Source organism: Dyadobacter psychrotolerans (genome assembly GCF_004349265.1).
GTDB lineage: Bacteria > Bacteroidota > Bacteroidia > Cytophagales > Spirosomataceae > Dyadobacter > Dyadobacter psychrotolerans.
Genome location: NZ_SMFL01000007.1, coordinates 66367 through 82512 on the forward strand (window position 1 = coordinate 66367; position 16146 = coordinate 82512).

The 16146-nt window shown below is 42.0% G+C and carries 17 protein-coding genes; 9 read left to right on the forward strand and 8 right to left on the reverse strand.

Annotated elements, in window-relative coordinates; all coding sequences use genetic code 11:
• Positions 1–122: 122 nt before the first annotated feature.
• Complete coding sequence (locus E0F88_RS19170) at positions 123–530, forward strand: DoxX family protein (RefSeq protein WP_131959899.1); 408 nt, start codon at positions 123–125, stop codon at positions 528–530.
• A 45-nt stretch (positions 531–575) separates the two neighbouring features.
• On the opposite strand, the gene E0F88_RS19175 is transcribed toward E0F88_RS19170, so the two are convergent.
• A complete protein-coding gene (locus tag E0F88_RS19175; RefSeq protein ID WP_131959900.1) occupies positions 576–1547 on the reverse strand; it encodes an aldo/keto reductase in 972 nt (323 codons plus the stop codon).
• Between the two features lie 131 nt (positions 1548–1678).
• On the opposite strand from E0F88_RS19175, the gene E0F88_RS19180 reads away from it, so the two are divergent.
• From E0F88_RS19180 to E0F88_RS19195, 4 genes are all read left to right on the forward strand, one after another.
• Positions 1679–2455 carry a M23 family metallopeptidase gene (locus tag E0F88_RS19180; protein WP_229213831.1) on the forward strand — a complete coding sequence of 259 codons (777 nt, stop codon included), beginning with the start codon at positions 1679–1681 and terminating at the stop codon, positions 2453–2455.
• An 82-nt stretch (positions 2456–2537) separates the two neighbouring features.
• Positions 2538–3824 (forward strand): aminotransferase class V-fold PLP-dependent enzyme, encoded by a 1287-nt coding sequence (locus E0F88_RS19185; protein ID WP_131959902.1) that lies wholly within the window; start codon positions 2538–2540, stop codon positions 3822–3824.
• A gap of 219 nt (positions 3825–4043) precedes the next feature.
• The gene (locus tag E0F88_RS19190) at positions 4044–4658 is read left to right on the forward strand and encodes a Cj0371 family chemotaxis-regulating polar lipoprotein (protein WP_131959903.1); all 615 of its coding nucleotides are present in this window, start codon (positions 4044–4046) and stop codon (positions 4656–4658) included.
• Positions 4659–4725: 67 nt separating this feature from the next.
• Positions 4726–5898 carry a glutathionylspermidine synthase family protein gene (locus E0F88_RS19195; protein ID WP_131960123.1) on the forward strand — a complete coding sequence of 391 codons (1173 nt, stop codon included), beginning with the start codon at positions 4726–4728 and terminating at the stop codon, positions 5896–5898.
• A gap of 106 nt (positions 5899–6004) precedes the next feature.
• Here the strand turns inward: E0F88_RS19195 and E0F88_RS19200 are convergent, their stop codons facing one another.
• The 3 genes from E0F88_RS19200 to E0F88_RS19210 all read right to left on the reverse strand — a co-directional run bounded on the left by E0F88_RS19200 (position 6005) and on the right by E0F88_RS19210 (position 8956).
• Complete coding sequence (locus E0F88_RS19200) at positions 6005–6205, reverse strand: hypothetical protein (protein ID WP_131959904.1); 201 nt, start codon at positions 6203–6205, stop codon at positions 6005–6007.
• A 304-nt stretch (positions 6206–6509) separates the two neighbouring features.
• On the reverse strand, positions 6510–7139 hold the full coding sequence (locus tag E0F88_RS19205) for a response regulator transcription factor (RefSeq protein WP_131959905.1): 630 nt from the start codon (positions 7137–7139) through the stop codon (positions 6510–6512).
• Positions 7140–7588: 449 nt separating this feature from the next.
• On the reverse strand, positions 7589–8956 hold the full coding sequence (locus E0F88_RS19210) for an amidohydrolase family protein (RefSeq protein ID WP_131959906.1): 1368 nt from the start codon (positions 8954–8956) through the stop codon (positions 7589–7591).
• Positions 8957–9452: 496 nt separating this feature from the next.
• Here E0F88_RS19210 and E0F88_RS19215 point away from each other — a divergent pair, with 496 nt between their 5' ends.
• Positions 9453–10865, forward strand: coding sequence for a tyrosine-type recombinase/integrase (locus tag E0F88_RS19215; RefSeq protein ID WP_165940110.1), 1413 nt, complete (start codon positions 9453–9455; stop codon positions 10863–10865).
• 275 nt (positions 10866–11140) lie between these two features.
• Here E0F88_RS19215 and E0F88_RS19220 read toward each other — a convergent pair whose 3' ends face one another.
• From E0F88_RS19220 to E0F88_RS19235, 4 genes are read right to left on the reverse strand one after another with little or no spacing between them, the layout of a single operon-like run.
• The gene (locus tag E0F88_RS19220) at positions 11141–12157 is read right to left on the reverse strand and encodes a CBASS cGAMP-activated phospholipase (protein WP_131959908.1); all 1017 of its coding nucleotides are present in this window, start codon (positions 12155–12157) and stop codon (positions 11141–11143) included.
• Positions 12157–12387 (reverse strand): DUF2188 domain-containing protein, encoded by a 231-nt coding sequence (locus E0F88_RS19225; RefSeq protein WP_131959909.1) that lies wholly within the window; start codon positions 12385–12387, stop codon positions 12157–12159. Before E0F88_RS19225 ends, E0F88_RS19220 begins: the two co-directional genes overlap by 1 nt.
• 12 nt (positions 12388–12399) lie before the next feature.
• On the reverse strand, positions 12400–12840 hold the full coding sequence (locus tag E0F88_RS19230; RefSeq protein WP_220466336.1) for a type II CBASS E2 protein: 441 nt from the start codon (positions 12838–12840) through the stop codon (positions 12400–12402).
• Complete coding sequence (locus E0F88_RS19235) at positions 12827–14044, reverse strand: nucleotidyltransferase domain-containing protein (protein ID WP_131959910.1); 1218 nt, start codon at positions 14042–14044, stop codon at positions 12827–12829. The genes E0F88_RS19230 and E0F88_RS19235 overlap by 14 nt, the downstream gene beginning before the upstream one ends.
• 136 nt (positions 14045–14180) lie before the next feature.
• On the opposite strand from E0F88_RS19235, the gene E0F88_RS19240 reads away from it, so the two are divergent.
• The 3 genes from E0F88_RS19240 to E0F88_RS19250 are packed head-to-tail and all read left to right on the forward strand — an operon-like array spanning position 14181 to position 15935.
• Positions 14181–14774, forward strand: coding sequence for a hypothetical protein (locus E0F88_RS19240; protein ID WP_131959911.1), 594 nt, complete (start codon positions 14181–14183; stop codon positions 14772–14774).
• Complete coding sequence (locus E0F88_RS19245) at positions 14767–15159, forward strand: hypothetical protein (RefSeq protein WP_131959912.1); 393 nt, start codon at positions 14767–14769, stop codon at positions 15157–15159. Before E0F88_RS19240 ends, E0F88_RS19245 begins: the two co-directional genes overlap by 8 nt.
• A gap of 2 nt (positions 15160–15161) precedes the next feature.
• Complete coding sequence (locus E0F88_RS19250; protein ID WP_131959913.1) at positions 15162–15935, forward strand: ImmA/IrrE family metallo-endopeptidase; 774 nt, start codon at positions 15162–15164, stop codon at positions 15933–15935.
• Positions 15936–16146 lie beyond the last annotated feature (211 nt).

Consider the following 16146-nt stretch of genomic DNA (forward strand, 5'->3'; position numbering starts at 1 on the left):
AACCTAAAAATAAAACTTGACATATAAAAATTTGCAATAACGATGCAATGAAAAAAGTAGAAACTATCTGAGTACGGAACACCGTTAAGTAATTTTGCCGTTTAACAAAACCATGTGACTTTATGCTGAAAAAGTTTTTAAAACCGATCTCACTTCCCGTGTTGGCCGACTGGGGAATTCTCATTTTACGGGTTGGAGTTGCTCTGATAATGATGACGCACGGATATCCCAAGCTCAACAAATTAATAAGCGGCGATCATGCTTTTGCAGATCCGATCGGAGTTGGACAAGAATTATCGTTGATTTTAACAGTTGGGGCGGAGTTCTTCTGCTCTGTATTGTTATTACTTGGCATAGCTACCCGGGCAGTTTTGATTCCCCTGATTTTTACAATGGCGGTAGTCTTTTTCATCGTACACGGCGAGGACCCGTTTGGCAAGAAAGAATCTGCATTGATGTTTTTGATCCCTTACATCACTTTATTCTTTACCGGGCCGGGAAGATTTTCACTTGATAAAAAATTGTTTTAATAAAAAATCCCGCTGCATGATTTTAGCAGCGGGATTTTAAGTTTTCTATTGCGACCACTGAGTAGGTTCTCTGTCCCAGCGATGCTGTTTTAGCTTATCTGCCATTTCTGTACTCAGGCGTTCGCCATCACTGGCAGATACATTTGACCTGACGTGCGGCAACTTACGCATACCCGGAATTGTGGTATGCACATCCGGATTATTCAAAATAAACCGTAGTGCCATTTCCGGCATGGAAACTCCTTCGGGAAGGTCTTTCCTTAATGCTTCTGCGTGGTCTACACTTGAATTCAGGTTCTCAGGAACAAAATAGGTAGACCGCCAGTCGTCGGCCGGGAAGGTTGTTTCCTTCGTAAGCAATCCTGTGAGTGTGCCTTCATCGAAAGGTACCCGGGAAATTACGGCAATATCCAGCTCCTTGCAAAGAGGGAAAAGATTGTCTTCCGGTGCCTGATCAAAAATATTGTAGATCACCTGAACGCTGTCGATCAATCCTGTTTTTAAGGTTTTAAGTGAATTATCAGGTTCCCAGCGATTAAGACTAAGTCCCCAGCATTCAACTTTTCCTTCTTTTGTTAACTTCTGAATTGCTTCTTTCCATTCGTCTTCCTGCGCCCAGTTATCTTCCCAAACATGGAACTGAAGAAGATCGATTTGCTCTAAACCCAAATTCTTTAAGCTCTTTTCTGCATACTCGATAATGTAATCGGCAGGAAAAACATCTTTTAAAGCAAACTCAGGACGAGATGGCCACTGACGGTTTTTAGGTGGAATTTTTGTAGCAGCATATATTTTTCTGTCAGGATATCTTTTGATCAGATCTCCCAGGATTTGCTCACTTAATCCTTCGGCATAACCCCAGGCCGTATCGAAAAAATTGACACCTGATTCCACTGCCAGGTTTAGCGAGTCATCTGTTTCCTTACGGTCGGATCCGGTCCATCCGGCAAGACCCCACATGCCATAACCGATTTCACTAACGTTCCATTCGGTGCGTCCAAAGCGACGATATTGCATTTTAATAATGTTTAGTGTTTGCGTTGAAAGAAATTTACAGCATCTTTTTAATGTAATAAGAATACTTTTGTTGCAATTTATTATTTTTAGAAGGGCATCCGGCAGGATTTTAAGTTTAAAGTAGAATATTAGTGTTGGGGACGAAAGATGTAGTGCTAATGACTGTGAAAGGAATTGCCGGAATGCTGCTGATTTTCAGCATTTCAGGTTGGACGAATGAAGACAAATACTCCGATAAAATATTAGATTACTGTAATACTTTTCGTCAGATACAAACCGACATCAGAGACTGTGTTATTACACCTGATTCGGCAAAAATGGCCTTTCAGGCAGTGGTGCGGGACATCCGGTCAGAATTCAACAGGGACTCCTGCCAGGCTATTGATTCGTCGTATTTTGTTTACCCAATAAGCGATTATTTACCGAGGGAATCGATAGGAGGAAGGGGGAAAGGGTATCGGGAAAAGGGTTTTGATTTGTTTGATATGAAGGTGAGGGGGAGCCATCCTGCACATGACTTGTTTATACATGACAGAGATCAGGACAACCTGGATGACCGTACCTGGCGCCCTATAGACGTGCTTGCCTTTACTTCCGGTGTGGTGATTGCCGCGGAAACAAACTGGAAGTATGACAGCGAATTACGCGGAGGCAATTGGATATGGATTTATGATCCCTGTATGGATGCACTGATTTATTATGCACACAACAATATTGTCGAAGTGCAGCCCGGACAATGGGTAAATGCAGGAGACAAAATAGCAGAGATGGGAAGGTCGGGTTTTAATGCATTTCAAAAACGCTCGCCAACACACTTACACATGATGTTTTTGCAGCTCAACAGCGACGCGCTGCCCGAACCTGTTAATACTTACGATTGGCTGATGAAGTCTAAAATAAAAGAGTAGGACAGGGGCTGTTCCGGTTTTTACTGTTGGTAAACTTAACCAGAATTTTTGAAATTATTTCTATTCCTGATAAACCAAAGAAATGAACAACCGTCGATCTTTTTTCAGAAAAAGTGCAGCTATTGGCTTAGGCGCATTTGGAGTGAACAGCCTTTTTAATGAACTGCATGCCGCAGATTTTGAGGAAGCAGAAAAGCTATGGGACGCGGGAAGCGGCAGTAATGAAGATTACTGGTCTGTGATACAGGATGCTTATTCTGCCAGCAAAAGTGAAATTATCATTTTAAACAATGGTGGTGTTTCTCCATCTCCGCTGGTTGTGCAGGAGGCGCTTGAAAAATATAACAAACAGGCTGCCCAGGGTCCGTCGTACTACATGTGGCGGGTAATGGATAAGGGCAGAGAACCTCTCAGGCAGCGTTTGGCTAAACTGGCCGGTTGTGATGCGGAGGAAATTGCGATAAACCGAAATGCCACAGAAGCACTGAACACCATTATTTTTGGTCTTCCATTGCAAAAAGGGGACGAAATTATTGGTACCATTCAGGATTATCCGAACATGATCCAGGCCTATAAACAGCGCCAGATGCGTGACGGTGTCGTTTACAAACAACTATCTTTCGATTTTCCGATTGAAAACGATGAGCAGATTGTGAAAGCATTTGCCGATGCAGTAACACCCCGGACGAAAATTATCCACGTAACCCACATCATCAACTGGGTGGGGCAGATTATGCCGGTGAAGAAGATTTGCCAGATGGCACATGCGAAAGGTATTGAAGTGGTTGTGGACGGTGCGCATACATTTGGCCTGCTTGACTACGCCATTCCGGATCTTGAATGTGATTATTACGGAACCAGTCTGCATAAGTTTTTGAGTGCGCCGGTGGGAAGCGGTATGATGTGGATCAAAAAGGATAAAATTGAAAAAATATGGCCATTGCTTTGCAACAGCGTCCCTCAGGGAAAAGACATACGGAAGTTTGAAACACTAGGGACCCGTAGTTTTTGTATTGAGCAGGCCATTGGTGAAGCCATTAATTTTCAGGAAGGCATTGGTACTAAAAGAAAACAGGAACGCATTCATTTCCTGAAAAAATATTGGGCAGAACAAGCACTGCAAATTCCCGGTGTGCGAATTCATACTTCTTTAAAACCTGAATACAGTTGTGCTATTGCTGGTGTGAGTATCGACGGTATGAAGCCGGAGGAGCTGGATTCGAAGTTGTTTAAAGATTACAAAATCCATACTGTAGGGATTAACTGGGAAAATATTCATGCGGTGCGGGTTACGCCCCATGTTTATACTAAAATAAGTGATCTGGACAGACTGGTAGGAGCATTGGAAACAATCGCCAAGAAGGCATAACAAAGACTTTCCAAGTTTTTAAAACTTGGAAAGTCTAAACCGGGAAAAGCAACCTGTTTGAAAGAGCAGGTTGCTTTTTACTTTAAAAGTATTTCGCCATTTATCTTCTTACGAGGTTTCTGGTACAATCATTTAACCACCTGAATAAATAAATCGGTCTGCGGTTTTATAAAGCGTTAAATTTGATAATTCTTCAGGCTATTAAAACCAAAATTAAAAATGACACATTTACGAAAAGGTTCTTTTATCAGAAAGGCAAAGGATATCAGTATAAGTGGAGCTTTGGCTTTGGCAATTTTATCTTCCGGAATGATGATGCCGGGCTGTTCTTCCAACGAAGACGAATCCGATTACAGTTACGAAGAAACAACCTACTCAAAAGGGATCCGTTCGCATATTAAAGAAGTGAAACCTGGTGAATTCAAAATTACAGATGAGGAAAGTGTTGCTGCTGACAAGTCGGTAGCCATTGTTACTTATCTGGACGGGCATACCGATTCGCTGAGTACTGCCGCTGCCAAGGCGCTGATCGATGAAGAGATCCGTACCAATAACTCAAACGTCGGTCATCATAGCGGATTATCCAGCATGTTACTTTATGGAGGAATGGGTTATATGCTGGGTCGTAATATGAACAACGGTTATATCAACAATTACCGTCAGCAGGATAATAATTCACGCGGTTTTTATGCAAATACCGGAGCTTATGGCAAATCACAAAGTGCTGTACAAGATGTAAATGCTTCGCGGTCTACACGTGTGGTTAACACCCGTCCGGCCGGTGGAAGAAATGGATTTTTTGGCCGCTCATCAAGCGGTAGAAGCGGCGGTTGATTTTCCTTATTTTTTAGTTTTAAAAGTCTTATGGCATTCGAAAAAATGGCTTCATTTACTATATATGATGGTTAATTTAAAATCATTACCCGAACATCCGGAAAAGGCCCTGCAAAAGGTAGGATGGAATTGGATGCTTGGAACAGACACCGCTCCCTATGTTACGAGTGACGTTGTTGTTGTCAGCGAACAGGAAGCAACCCAATATTATCAGGCTGCCACGACTTTGTACGATATGCTGGTGGAAGCAGGCCAGCATGCGATCGATCATGTGATGTTCAGGGAAATGGGTATACCTGAAAACCTTGTTGAAATGATTAAACTTTCCTGGGAAGACGACCGCCAGGTACATCTCTACGGGCGCTTTGATCTGGCCGGCGGAGTCTCAGGAGATCCTGTAAAGTTTATCGAATTTAATGCAGACACGGCAACCTGTATTCCTGAAAGCGCGGTAGTTCAATGGGCGCATTTACGGATCAACAATCTCGACGAATCGCAGCAGTTTAATACGTTGTATGAAACACTGGTCGCCCAATTTTTATATATCAAAAGGGCCAATACAGACTTAACCCCATCTATTCTTTTTTCCACGATGAAAGATAATCCGGAGGATGATACCAATGTTTCGATTTTAAGGGAAGCAGCAAAAGAGGCTGGTTTTGACGTGGATTTTGCTTACATCGAAGATGTTGAGTTTTCAAATGGCGAAGGTGTCTTCAAGCAGGATCCGGAAAACGGCAGCTTTATCCGTTTTGACTTTTGGTTTAAACTTGTTCCCTGGGAATTTATCGGAAATGAGGAGCCGGAGCTGGCGCGAATTTTAACAGAGATTGTGAAAAATCGTAAAGCGCTGATTCTTAATCCCGCTTATACCTTATTGTTTCAATCCAAGTACATTCTTAAAGTTTTATGGGATTTGTATCCTTACCATCCGCTTCTGCTTCAAACTGAGCGGTACGTCATTCCGCATAAAAAATCTGTGAGTAAAGTGCTCTTTGGAAGAGAAGGAGCCAATGTTTCCATTTTGGAACGCGGTGGCGAAGTGTCAGAAACGGTAGATGGAGAATACGAGGATCAGTCAAAAATTTACCAGGAATATGTTGAATTTCCTACCGATTCTGCCGGGAATTCTTATCAGGCAGGCGTGTTTTATGCAGGAGAACCTTGTGCACTTGGTTTTAGACGAGGAGGCAAAATATTAGACAATACGGCTCAGTTTGTAGGGCATCTTGTGGAATAACTGAATTCGAGAGTTATCAATCAAAAAATGAGCCAATCTTAGAAATGCTCTTCGCATCTTAAGATTGGCTCTTATTATTACAGTTAAGTGTGCGGATGATGTCTGTTTATTTATCTGATTTATCCTTAAGGTTCTTTTTCTTAACTTCTCCGGGAATAAATTCTCCGTTGATCCATCTTACAAAGTTTTTCGACTGAACCTGGTAGACTTGTGCTGACAATGGTTTGAGGTCTGACTGTTCTATTTCTTTAAGATATCCGGCAAGTAACCGGTTTATTTCCTCCAGATATATGCTTTCGGTTTTCATTATAGTGATGATGTAAATTATTACTACTTGATGGTCATATGCATTAAATGCACTTTAATAAGTGTAAGTTTAGATATTACTTTTTGAACGGAGAATTTTTTGTGGTAAACCAATAAAATCCAAGGGTATAAGGTCGCCTTCGAGGGGTGAACATTTATTGGAATTATGCAAAACGATTGCCGAAGTATTTCGGATTGTAATTACGGCGGATCAAAACGAGTACAGGGAAAGCGATCGCTATCGGTTGGGGGTTGCTGGTTCTGAAAACGCGAAAAAAAATGCCTGGTTTATAGAAATGAACCAACTAAAATTGTTTAAGCAGGGATACTTTTTTAGATAACTCGATTAAATCCGTCACCCCTAATTTGTCAAAAATTCTTCTCTTAAAAGTGCTCACCGTATTTTCTTTGATATTCAGAATAGCAGCTATTTCTTTTGTCCACTTCCCTTCCACAAGTAGTTGCATAACCCGCATTTCCTGTGGTGAAAGGCTCATTATTGGGTTTTTAGCAGTGCTGGTTTCTCCTATATTATTGAGCATTATTTGCTGCACGGTGTAACTGGCATACTTGCCTTTGGTTATAAGAGAGTTAAATGCGATATCAAATTCATCCTGAGAAGTTTGTTTGGATAGGAACCCATCCGCGCCTGCTTGTAAATAAGGCATTGCATAAACCTGCTCATCATAACCCGAGTGAATCAGGATCAGAATATCCCGCTGTTTTCCCCTTATCAGATCTATCATGCCAATATTCTGACCACCCGGAATATCAATATCCAGGATTACAATATCAAACCTTTCCGTATCGAGTGAGGCGAGACCTTCCGGAAAGGTCCGGGACTGGGTTATAGTTGCGGCAGGATCCGACTGGGAAATAAGGATTTTAAGTCCCATTCTTATCAGTGGATGATCTTCAATGATTAAGATATTCATATTGTCTGACTTATAACCTTTGAAGATGTAACGTTAAGTAACTTCTAATATGCGAAGAAAAATGGAAATTTAACAGTGTTCTAATTAATTCATGTCTGATATCCAAATTTGATACCTCAAAACGGAACTAGAAATGTTTCTACAAGTAAGACTTGAGCATTCTATTTACGGTTGAGTTGTAATAGTCTAATTTTGCACAGAAGATATACTGCCTTGAAGCCTGTTGGACTACGCTGCGAAATCAATTATACTATACATGCAATTTCATTACTTCTTTTAAAAATATTCAGAATTTGACTGATCTCATGTTGCTATTGAGGCTGCATAAGAAAAAGCTAAGAAACGTTGAGTGAGACAAATACCCTTTTGATTCTGTCGGAAGGGTTATTTTTTTGTTGGGATGAGCGGTGGTTGTTTGGTTATTAAGTTGAAATTTCAACAACATTGCATCAATGCCGCCCTACAAGGCCTTTTGAATGTTCACGCAAAGATTTTGAATCATAACCAATACCGTTACGAAAAACGAGCACCACATTTTGTATGTCCTCAATTTTCTGGTCTGGTTTACCGGAAACGATTAGCATATCGGCAGCTTTGCCTACCTCTATACTTCCCAATTCTTTTTCTATTTTCAAAAATGTCGCCCCGTCAATGGTTGCCATTTTTATTATTTCCATGGGAGACCAGCCCGCCTTTACCATGCTGATCATCGCGTGATGATTTTGAAACCCTGGCAATAGTCCCGCATCTGCCGCATCTGCGCCTAAGACGACTTTACCTCCACTTTTTATGAATTGTTTTTCAAGGGGTCTTAATTGTTTATCGTTGATTTCTTTCGGTATAAATGGGGGCGGATCTTTCAAATATCCTTCAACCCGTTTTCTTTCATCTACACTCAAATATTCCAGCAAAACAGGATTTTTGTAATCGCTGTCTGAGAAAGGCGTGGCTGTAAGGACAACATTTTTTGCAACCAAAAGGCTGATCAGGTCTTTTACTTCCTTTTGTTCGGGGTCGACATTCCATGTGCTGTCCCATAGGAGCTTTAAATCAGATGAGCAGGAGCCGAAGCTATGTTCAATGTTATCAATTCCGAGCTTTGCAGCTTCTGTGCATGACATTTTACCCAGGTGTCCGGTAACCATCAAATCTCTTGTGTGGGCTTCATCAATCACACCTCGTAAGGCTTCTCTGCTGATATCCGTGTATACTTTGAAAGATGTGCAACCCTGATCTGCCCAAAAAGCGGTTGCCTTGCGTCCTTCTTCATAATTTGAAATAATAAAATCTCCCAGAAAGCCTCCGGATGCATCGTTGAACATAGGACCGGTAACAAAAATTCTCGGGCCGACCACAATTCCCTTATCGATTTGCCTTTTTAAATTAAGGTCGTACATCGGATTTTCAGCACCTGCTGTACGTAATGTAGTTACGCCTGCTGCAAGAAATAATTTGGGAAAACTCACAGGATGAAAATTCCAGACTGCCGCTCCGTTGTTGTAATTCATATGTTCATGAAGCATTACCAGCCCGGGTAAAATCGTTTTGCCTTCCAGATCTATTACCTGAGCATTTTTAGAGACTTTCGTTCCTGTTTTCCCGATACCGCTAATTTTCCCATTTGATATTTGTACCGAAAGTCCTGATAAAACAGTCCCTTTTACAACATCAACAATTCTGGCATTTTCAAGGACAATTTCGCTTTGGTTATAAATGACAAATTTCGGTTTGGGTTGCGTATAGCCAGAATGATGATTTCCCGAAAACAAAAACAGGAATAGTCCTAATTTCGAAAAAAATGAAGTTGTTGTTCCCATGATTTTGTGGATTTTGGAAGATTCCTAAGTATAGATAACTGTTGATCGGAACACAGACAGTGCCAGGTGGTATGCCTGAAAGTCAATTAGATCATGCAATTAAGAAGAAAGAAGGAAGACTATATCTTTTCCGTATGATTTGTTATTTACCGGTAGGACAGTCATTTGTACTGAACCGGAAAATATCTTTTGTAAGAATATTGGAACATTGCCTGCCAAAAACGAAAAAAGGACTTAACGAATTTCGCTAAGTCCTTGATTTTCAAGTGGGCCCACCTGGAATCGAACCAGGCACCTACTGATTATGAGTCAGTAAAAATATGGTTTTTCTTCTTATCGTCTATTTGTCTATTATTGTGCAATATACTGATAATTAGATATTTGTAAAATATTTTTGTTTTTGATTGTTGTCTGTTTATCGTCTAATCCGTAAATTTGTATTGCACATTGTATTGCACAAGAAATTGAATGAATGTTCAATCAAAATTGTAGTATCATGAAACAGGCCACGGTCAATTTGTTCTTCGATACCAGAAGAGACGATAATAAGATTAAGCTTAACGTCATGTTTGAAAGAAAGCAGAAACTGTTTTCAACAGGCATCAAAGTTAGCAAGGCAGAGTGGGAGCGGTTAAAGAAAAACGCTGAGAAAGAATCTCCGGATGGTAAAATCAAGGATGACAATTTTCTTGATGTTTGGCACAAGTTGTGGAGCCGGGAGACTGCCCCATTAGGAATTGTTCCATTTGCACGTAACATCACCAAACAGCTAGGTCCGAATTTTACATTTGATCTGTTTCGTGAATCATTTGAAAATTACGGGAAGGTAGAAGCTCCGCCCGAACGGATTGAATCAGACGACGTGATAAGCATGCTTGATTTAAAAGCGAAGGCGATGGAGAGTGAAGAACGTCTTGGTTCAGCTGCGAGTTACAGAGATACGGGTATTTCCTTGCGCCGATTTATTTCGTCGTTCAATGATGCTGATATGAGCAGATTTCTGAACATTCCGAAACCTACTAAACGGAATACACAGAAACCTGCTACAATTTTAAGATTTGAGCATGTCACTCCCGATTTTTTAAAAGCGTATGAACAATGGATGCTCCTGTATGGTCGTGCTGCAAAAAAGAAGAAATTAAAAAAGGGGGAAGCTGTTGCCATTGATACACCGGCAACGCTTACAACGGTGGGAATATATTGCCGGCAATTACGTAGCGTTTTTAATGATGCGATCACAGATAAGATTGTAAGTTCAGATCTTTATCCTTTTGGAAAGGGTGGATATGTTATTCCGGCCGGTGCAAATATAAAAAAAGCTCTATCCAAGGTAGATGTCATGAAGATCATCAACTATCAAGGCGAGCCTGGTTCATATGAAGAGCGAGGCCGTGATCTGTGGGTATTTTCGTATCTGAGCAATGGGATGAATATTACGGATATCTGCAATATTAAGTGGAAGGATATTGACAGGATAGGGAATAGCTTATCCTTCGTTCGGCAGAAAACAGCACGCACTAGAAAAGGCAATCAGGTCCGGATAAAAATAAACCTGTTTGCTGAAAGCTGGAACATCATAAACAGGTATACCAACAGTTCCGCGCCGGAATCATACGTTTTTCCGTTTCTAGATTCCGAAATGACCGCAAAGCAGAAGAAGAGTACGGTCTCGCAGATAGTAACGATGACCAATCTGCATATCCGAAGTATTGCTAAGAAGTTGGATATAGCGATGGATATCACAACTTACGCGGCCAGGCATTCATTTGCTACGATATTGTTGCAATCAGAGGCGCCGATTGCTTTTATATCCCAATCTTTAGGACATCAGAACATTTCGACTACTCAGGCTTATCTCGGGTCGTTTGACGATGAGAAGATGAAGAAATATCTCGAAGCTTTGATTTGAATAGGACTATGCTTACTCATAGCTTCTTATTTATTTTTTTTCAATCCTATATTAATTAAATACTTAATATAGGATCTGTCTAGCTTCTTTTTATTTTGGAAGTCTTAAAAGGTACGAAAATACGGTGGTGGCCGTTGCACCACTGTTTTTCAAGAGTTCAAGATTTGTGATTATCTTATTCTTTTTCAGAATTGGTGTCTTCGATTTAAATCCAAACCAGGCTTGTAATTCAAGCCATTTCAGCCTGGCCCCTGCATCATTTTGCAGAATCCTTCTTACCTAGTAAAAAATTGTTCAATAATCGAATTTGCATGGTTCTGAAATTCATGCTGGGCTTTTTCTCCAAGCTTTTCAAGTCTTATCCGGTCTGTTTCGTCCAGTTCAACAAAGCAGGTATCATCAAGCTCGGTATCGATACGTTTGTAGATAAAATTTTCAGTCCCCTGTTTATCAATCCCATTTTGTAACAGGCTGATCAGGTTTTGAACCTGTTGTGATTGTCCCTGCATAAAGAGTTCCATGATCCGCTTTCTTCCCTTTATCCAGTAGAGCAAACCCCAATCATTGCGGGAGCAAGCGTCCGTGAATTTCTGATGTCCGGTGCCGATGGAAAGCACCCGCAAGTTGCCCAAGTCCTGACCAAAGGCTTTCTGGGCCTCAATAATAGCCAGCAGTGTCGGGTTATTGGCAAACACGCCGCCATCCACCTTATTGCTAAATGATTGCTCGATACCTTTCAGGTCCTGGTATTTTGCTGAAAACGGATCGAAATACGTCGGTGCTGCTGATGTTGCCAGGGCTGCCTGATAGGCCGGGATGTGATAATCTCGTACAAATCTGGGGTGATATTTGTTCTTCAGCACCGAGGGCTTGCCCTGCATCAGGTCATAGATTGGAATACAAACCGGTATCTTGCAGTCCAGTAGAAGCGGGTCCGTGCCGCCATGTACCTCCCGAAACTTATCCCTGATCAACTGCTCCAAAGCGCTTCTGTCATGTTTTGAATAAAATAGGCTGCTCAGTATTCCCTTCTTTTTTCCAAAGATCTTCTCAGCGTTGTTTAAATAGAGATCATGAATTTCCTTTGCAGGTATTCCCAGCGCCAATGCCAGCGCAATGATCCCGCCGGTTGACGTACCTGTAATGAGTTGGAAATGCTGGAAGATCTGGTGGTTTTCAATTCCTCGGTGTTTGAGCTCCGCTTCCAGGTTCGCCAGTAGCATGGCGGGAAAAACGCCACGAATTCCCCCGCCATCAATAGACAATACATTAAATGATTTCTTTGCTTCCATTATCCTTTACTTTTCGTTGGGTCAGCCGATCTGGGATAGGTTCGTTCCTCTTGGATGCGGCCATCCATTTTGTGAATTTTTAATGATGAATTCGAGTCGCCCAATATTTCTGCGCTCTTTCTGATCGCTTCCTCCTTGTTAAAACCGGCAAAATTTGCCGTCGCCCGGGAAGTGTTTTCCCGTTGGAGTTTCCAGCTTTTTCCATCTTTGGTCAAATGATAATTCTTCATAATTGTCAAAATTTATTGATTGTGATCTTTCTCCGGCTTCGGATCATGCGTGGTGCCGCCTCCGTACCACTGTCCCCCTGGAAGCCATAGTTCGTAGAAATACAGCCATTCGCTGATCCAGGGAATAATTGTCTGGGACATATATTTGCTTTTGTTCCATTCCTTGCCGTCGGGAAAATAGAGGCAGAGCTTCTGTTTTTCTGTCGAATAAACGTGCGGCAGCTTCTTGGTGCCCTCGGCGAGCGCCAGTTTGGGCGATAAAACAAAAACTTCGATGCCATTTGTGCGTGTATAGACGAGCCTCAACCTATATTCTTCACTGACCGCAGTAGGCTGCAAGGTATGCTCCCAGATTAGCGAAGCATCGGCGACCCGTTTAATAGTCGCAGAAGGGAACTGTTGGCGCAGTGCAACTTCCTGCCTGACAAGCGTGATATATTTACTCCCTACCATGAAAATTATGATTTGCCACTTTTGTGCCCACACTTCCCAGTATCCCGGTACCTGCTGCCATTCTCCGGTGGCCCTCTTCCCGGGCAACCCTGGCCTTAATTGCTAACTCCTCGAAAGCCTTGGAGACCTCGCGGTTACCGAATGGGGCCGAGAGTGATTCCTGGATACGATACAATCCATGTTGATTTAGTGACCGCAATACATCCTGCTGTATCCGCTCGAGCCAATTATAGAAATTTTTCTCCTTCTGAGGCTCATCTGGCCACTTATCCGCAAAGTTCTCTTCCGGGTTGATGGGATTGGCGATCCATTTCACGTACCGCTTCCTGACGAGATCGTAGCGATCTTCGATGAATGATGCCATCCTCTGAACCACTTCCAGCGTCGCTGCAGCAACATTGGTTTGCTTTTGATATGCAAGGGCGGCCAAAGTCGTGATGATAATCGATATTGGTTTGTCGCAATCTCCATTATACATCAGGTCCCGATGCCTCTTCAATATTTGAACAACTACCTGCAATGGTAACTTTTCCTTCTCGTATGCCGGCACTGGTTGAACTGCTTCCCTGAGCGACATCGCCTTATTGATATCGAGTGATGCACGCTGTTTAAACCAGGCGCCATATCCCAAAGGATTGCTTTTTAGCCAGAGTCCTGAGTTCGTTTCCCGGTAGTAATTATCGGTTTCCTTATCTGTGATGCGGATAGCCAGCGCTTGCGTATCCAAAACATCCTTTACGGAAAAAGAACGCTCTAAAAGCACTTTGTAATTTTCGCTGATTATCGACGGCAAAATATCCAGGTGAAATTTAGCAGAATCTGCATATTTTAAGGTCCAGCAGCGGCGTCCTTCTTCATCCAGTAATCTTTTGAGCATGCCGTGATCCTTTAACCGGTCCCCAATTTGCTTCTTCAGGTCATATTGTGTCCAAGTGGCAACTTTTCCCTTCAGCTGGCAGACCAGGTCAATATCCAGTTCATCTTCTTCATGGATAGGCTTGGTCATCGTCCCTAACATAAAAGATCCCTGCGGTACTATTTCCGGTTCGTAAGGGGAAAGGCTTGAACCTTCTTGTGCCAGCCATTCACCCACAAACTCATAACTGGTTACTGCTGCGTTGTGCTGCACTTCGGTAATATCCAGGCTTTTGCCCAATTCCTTAAATATTTTATTAAATTCTTCTTTTTGTTCAAGTGTCACCATTTTTCTCTAATTTTAGTTCACATCCATTTTAAAACCCTTCTATACATATATGCTCCACGATATTTATTTTTTGCCACGGCGGTAAAAAAATATTTTTTGGAGCATATCATGTTACGGATATGTTCATCTCAGGAAAATGATTGAACCGAGAACACTCGAAAAGCTTAAGTCCATCCCGGAAGGCCATTGGGGTGAAATTTATGGACGGTTGGTGATTTACGCAGCCACGAGGCTGAAGCTGTCTGGCTTTCAACCAAGATCGGAGATCGATGGCGTAGAACCGGAAGATTTCGTAGGGAATGCAATTGAGAAGATATTCGACGGTACGCGTGCCTGGGACTTTGAAAGATTCCCGGATATTGAGATACACCTAAAAGGAGTGGTAAAGAGCCTTATTTCAAGTCATCTGAAATCATCAGGTCGAAGGCCGATTGTTCAGGAATTGGAACTAGCGGAAAGAGGCGATGACACAGATGATTCCCAACGAGATCAGAGCGATTATGCTGATGAAACGGATGAACTCAGGATTACAGAAGCACATTGGAGCTATATCGAACAACAATTTGTGGACGATGATGATGGATTGCTGGTCTTTTATGAGTGGCTGGACGGTAGCCCCCCGCGGGAAATCGCTGCCAGTTGCAATCTGGAGGTAAAAGACGTCTACAATGTGATTAAAAAGGTTAAAAGGGTGATCAAATCACTATCAAAGGTTTTTAACAATGTCTGAAAAAAGAATAAACATAGAACGACTGGCTGATGCTTTCTGGGAACTCAGCAAAGACCCTGAATTGAGGGAAGACATGCTAAAGTCCGAAGGTTACGATCCGGCAAAGCTGGAAAAAGCCGGTATCAATAAAATTAAAAAGCTACTGTTCCAGCAGGAGGTGGCCTTAAAGAAAGCCAGAACCGCAAACCTGTATGCAATTGCGCTTGAAAAATTACAGGCTGCTGCGTCTGATACCAAAGAAAATCTTTTGAATCTACTCAGACATAGAGCCCCAAGCCTACAATTCAGGAATTTTGAGAATCTTGACGAAGAAATGATCCGCCAGGTATTGGATGAGACAGAACTGTTGGATATTATGGATCAAATCGAAAATGGTAGATTCTAAATATGGCTGTAACTCCAAAGCAAGCTGCAATTAGTGTACTCAGTGAATGTGGGATTGTTGATCCTGCCGAAATATCCATTGAGGATTTGATCGCATTTCACGACGGCATAGTTCAGGAGGTTTCTCTTACCAACTGTGATGGCCGGGTAGTCATGAAGAATGGAAGGGCAATTGTTTCCGTGAACGCAGACATAGAATTCCCCTATAAAAAGAGGTTTGTGCTGGCGCACGAATTGGGACATATGGTGCTCCATCGTCAAAAAGAAGCGACGTTCTCTGATGATTATGAGACATTGGAAGCTTATAAACGAGGTCCACAGGAGACCGAAGCAAATGCATTCGCAGCCGAGCTCTTGATGCCTGAAGTACTTTTCAAGGAAGAATGCTACAAGAAGGTATTTTCTCCCGATCTTGTTCGGGTCATCTCGGAGCGATTTCAGACCAGTATTACGTCAACTGTCTACCGTTTTATTGACTTTGGAAATCACCCGATTTGCGTTTTTTATAGTAAGGACGGCAAAATTAAATACTGGCGAAAATCAGAAGATTTTCGCTATCGGATTTCCGACAGGAACAAACTTGAAGTCCCCTCAGATTCAGTGGCTAATGAGTATTATAAAGCAGGTCGAATCTACAGTAGTAGGGATTCCGCGCAGGTCATCTATAAATCCACTTGGTTCGAGCTGGGAAAATATGACCGGGATACCGAAATGTTCGAATACTGCATTATTACAAAACAATACAATACGGTGCTTAGTGTTATCTGGGAACGATGAAAATTTGATTTTCATCGTTCTTTATCGTCTCTTTTTATTGAGCTTGCAGTGCCGTTGACCACCACAATTCGGAAATTATGAACATGTTATGTCATTTCGGTACGAATTGACCATCTTAATTACTGACTGTTAATTGTTTAATTCATTAATGAAAAGAATGGGTTGGTGGTTTATCTGGAATGTAGTGGTCGAGCCATCCGAATTCTCCACC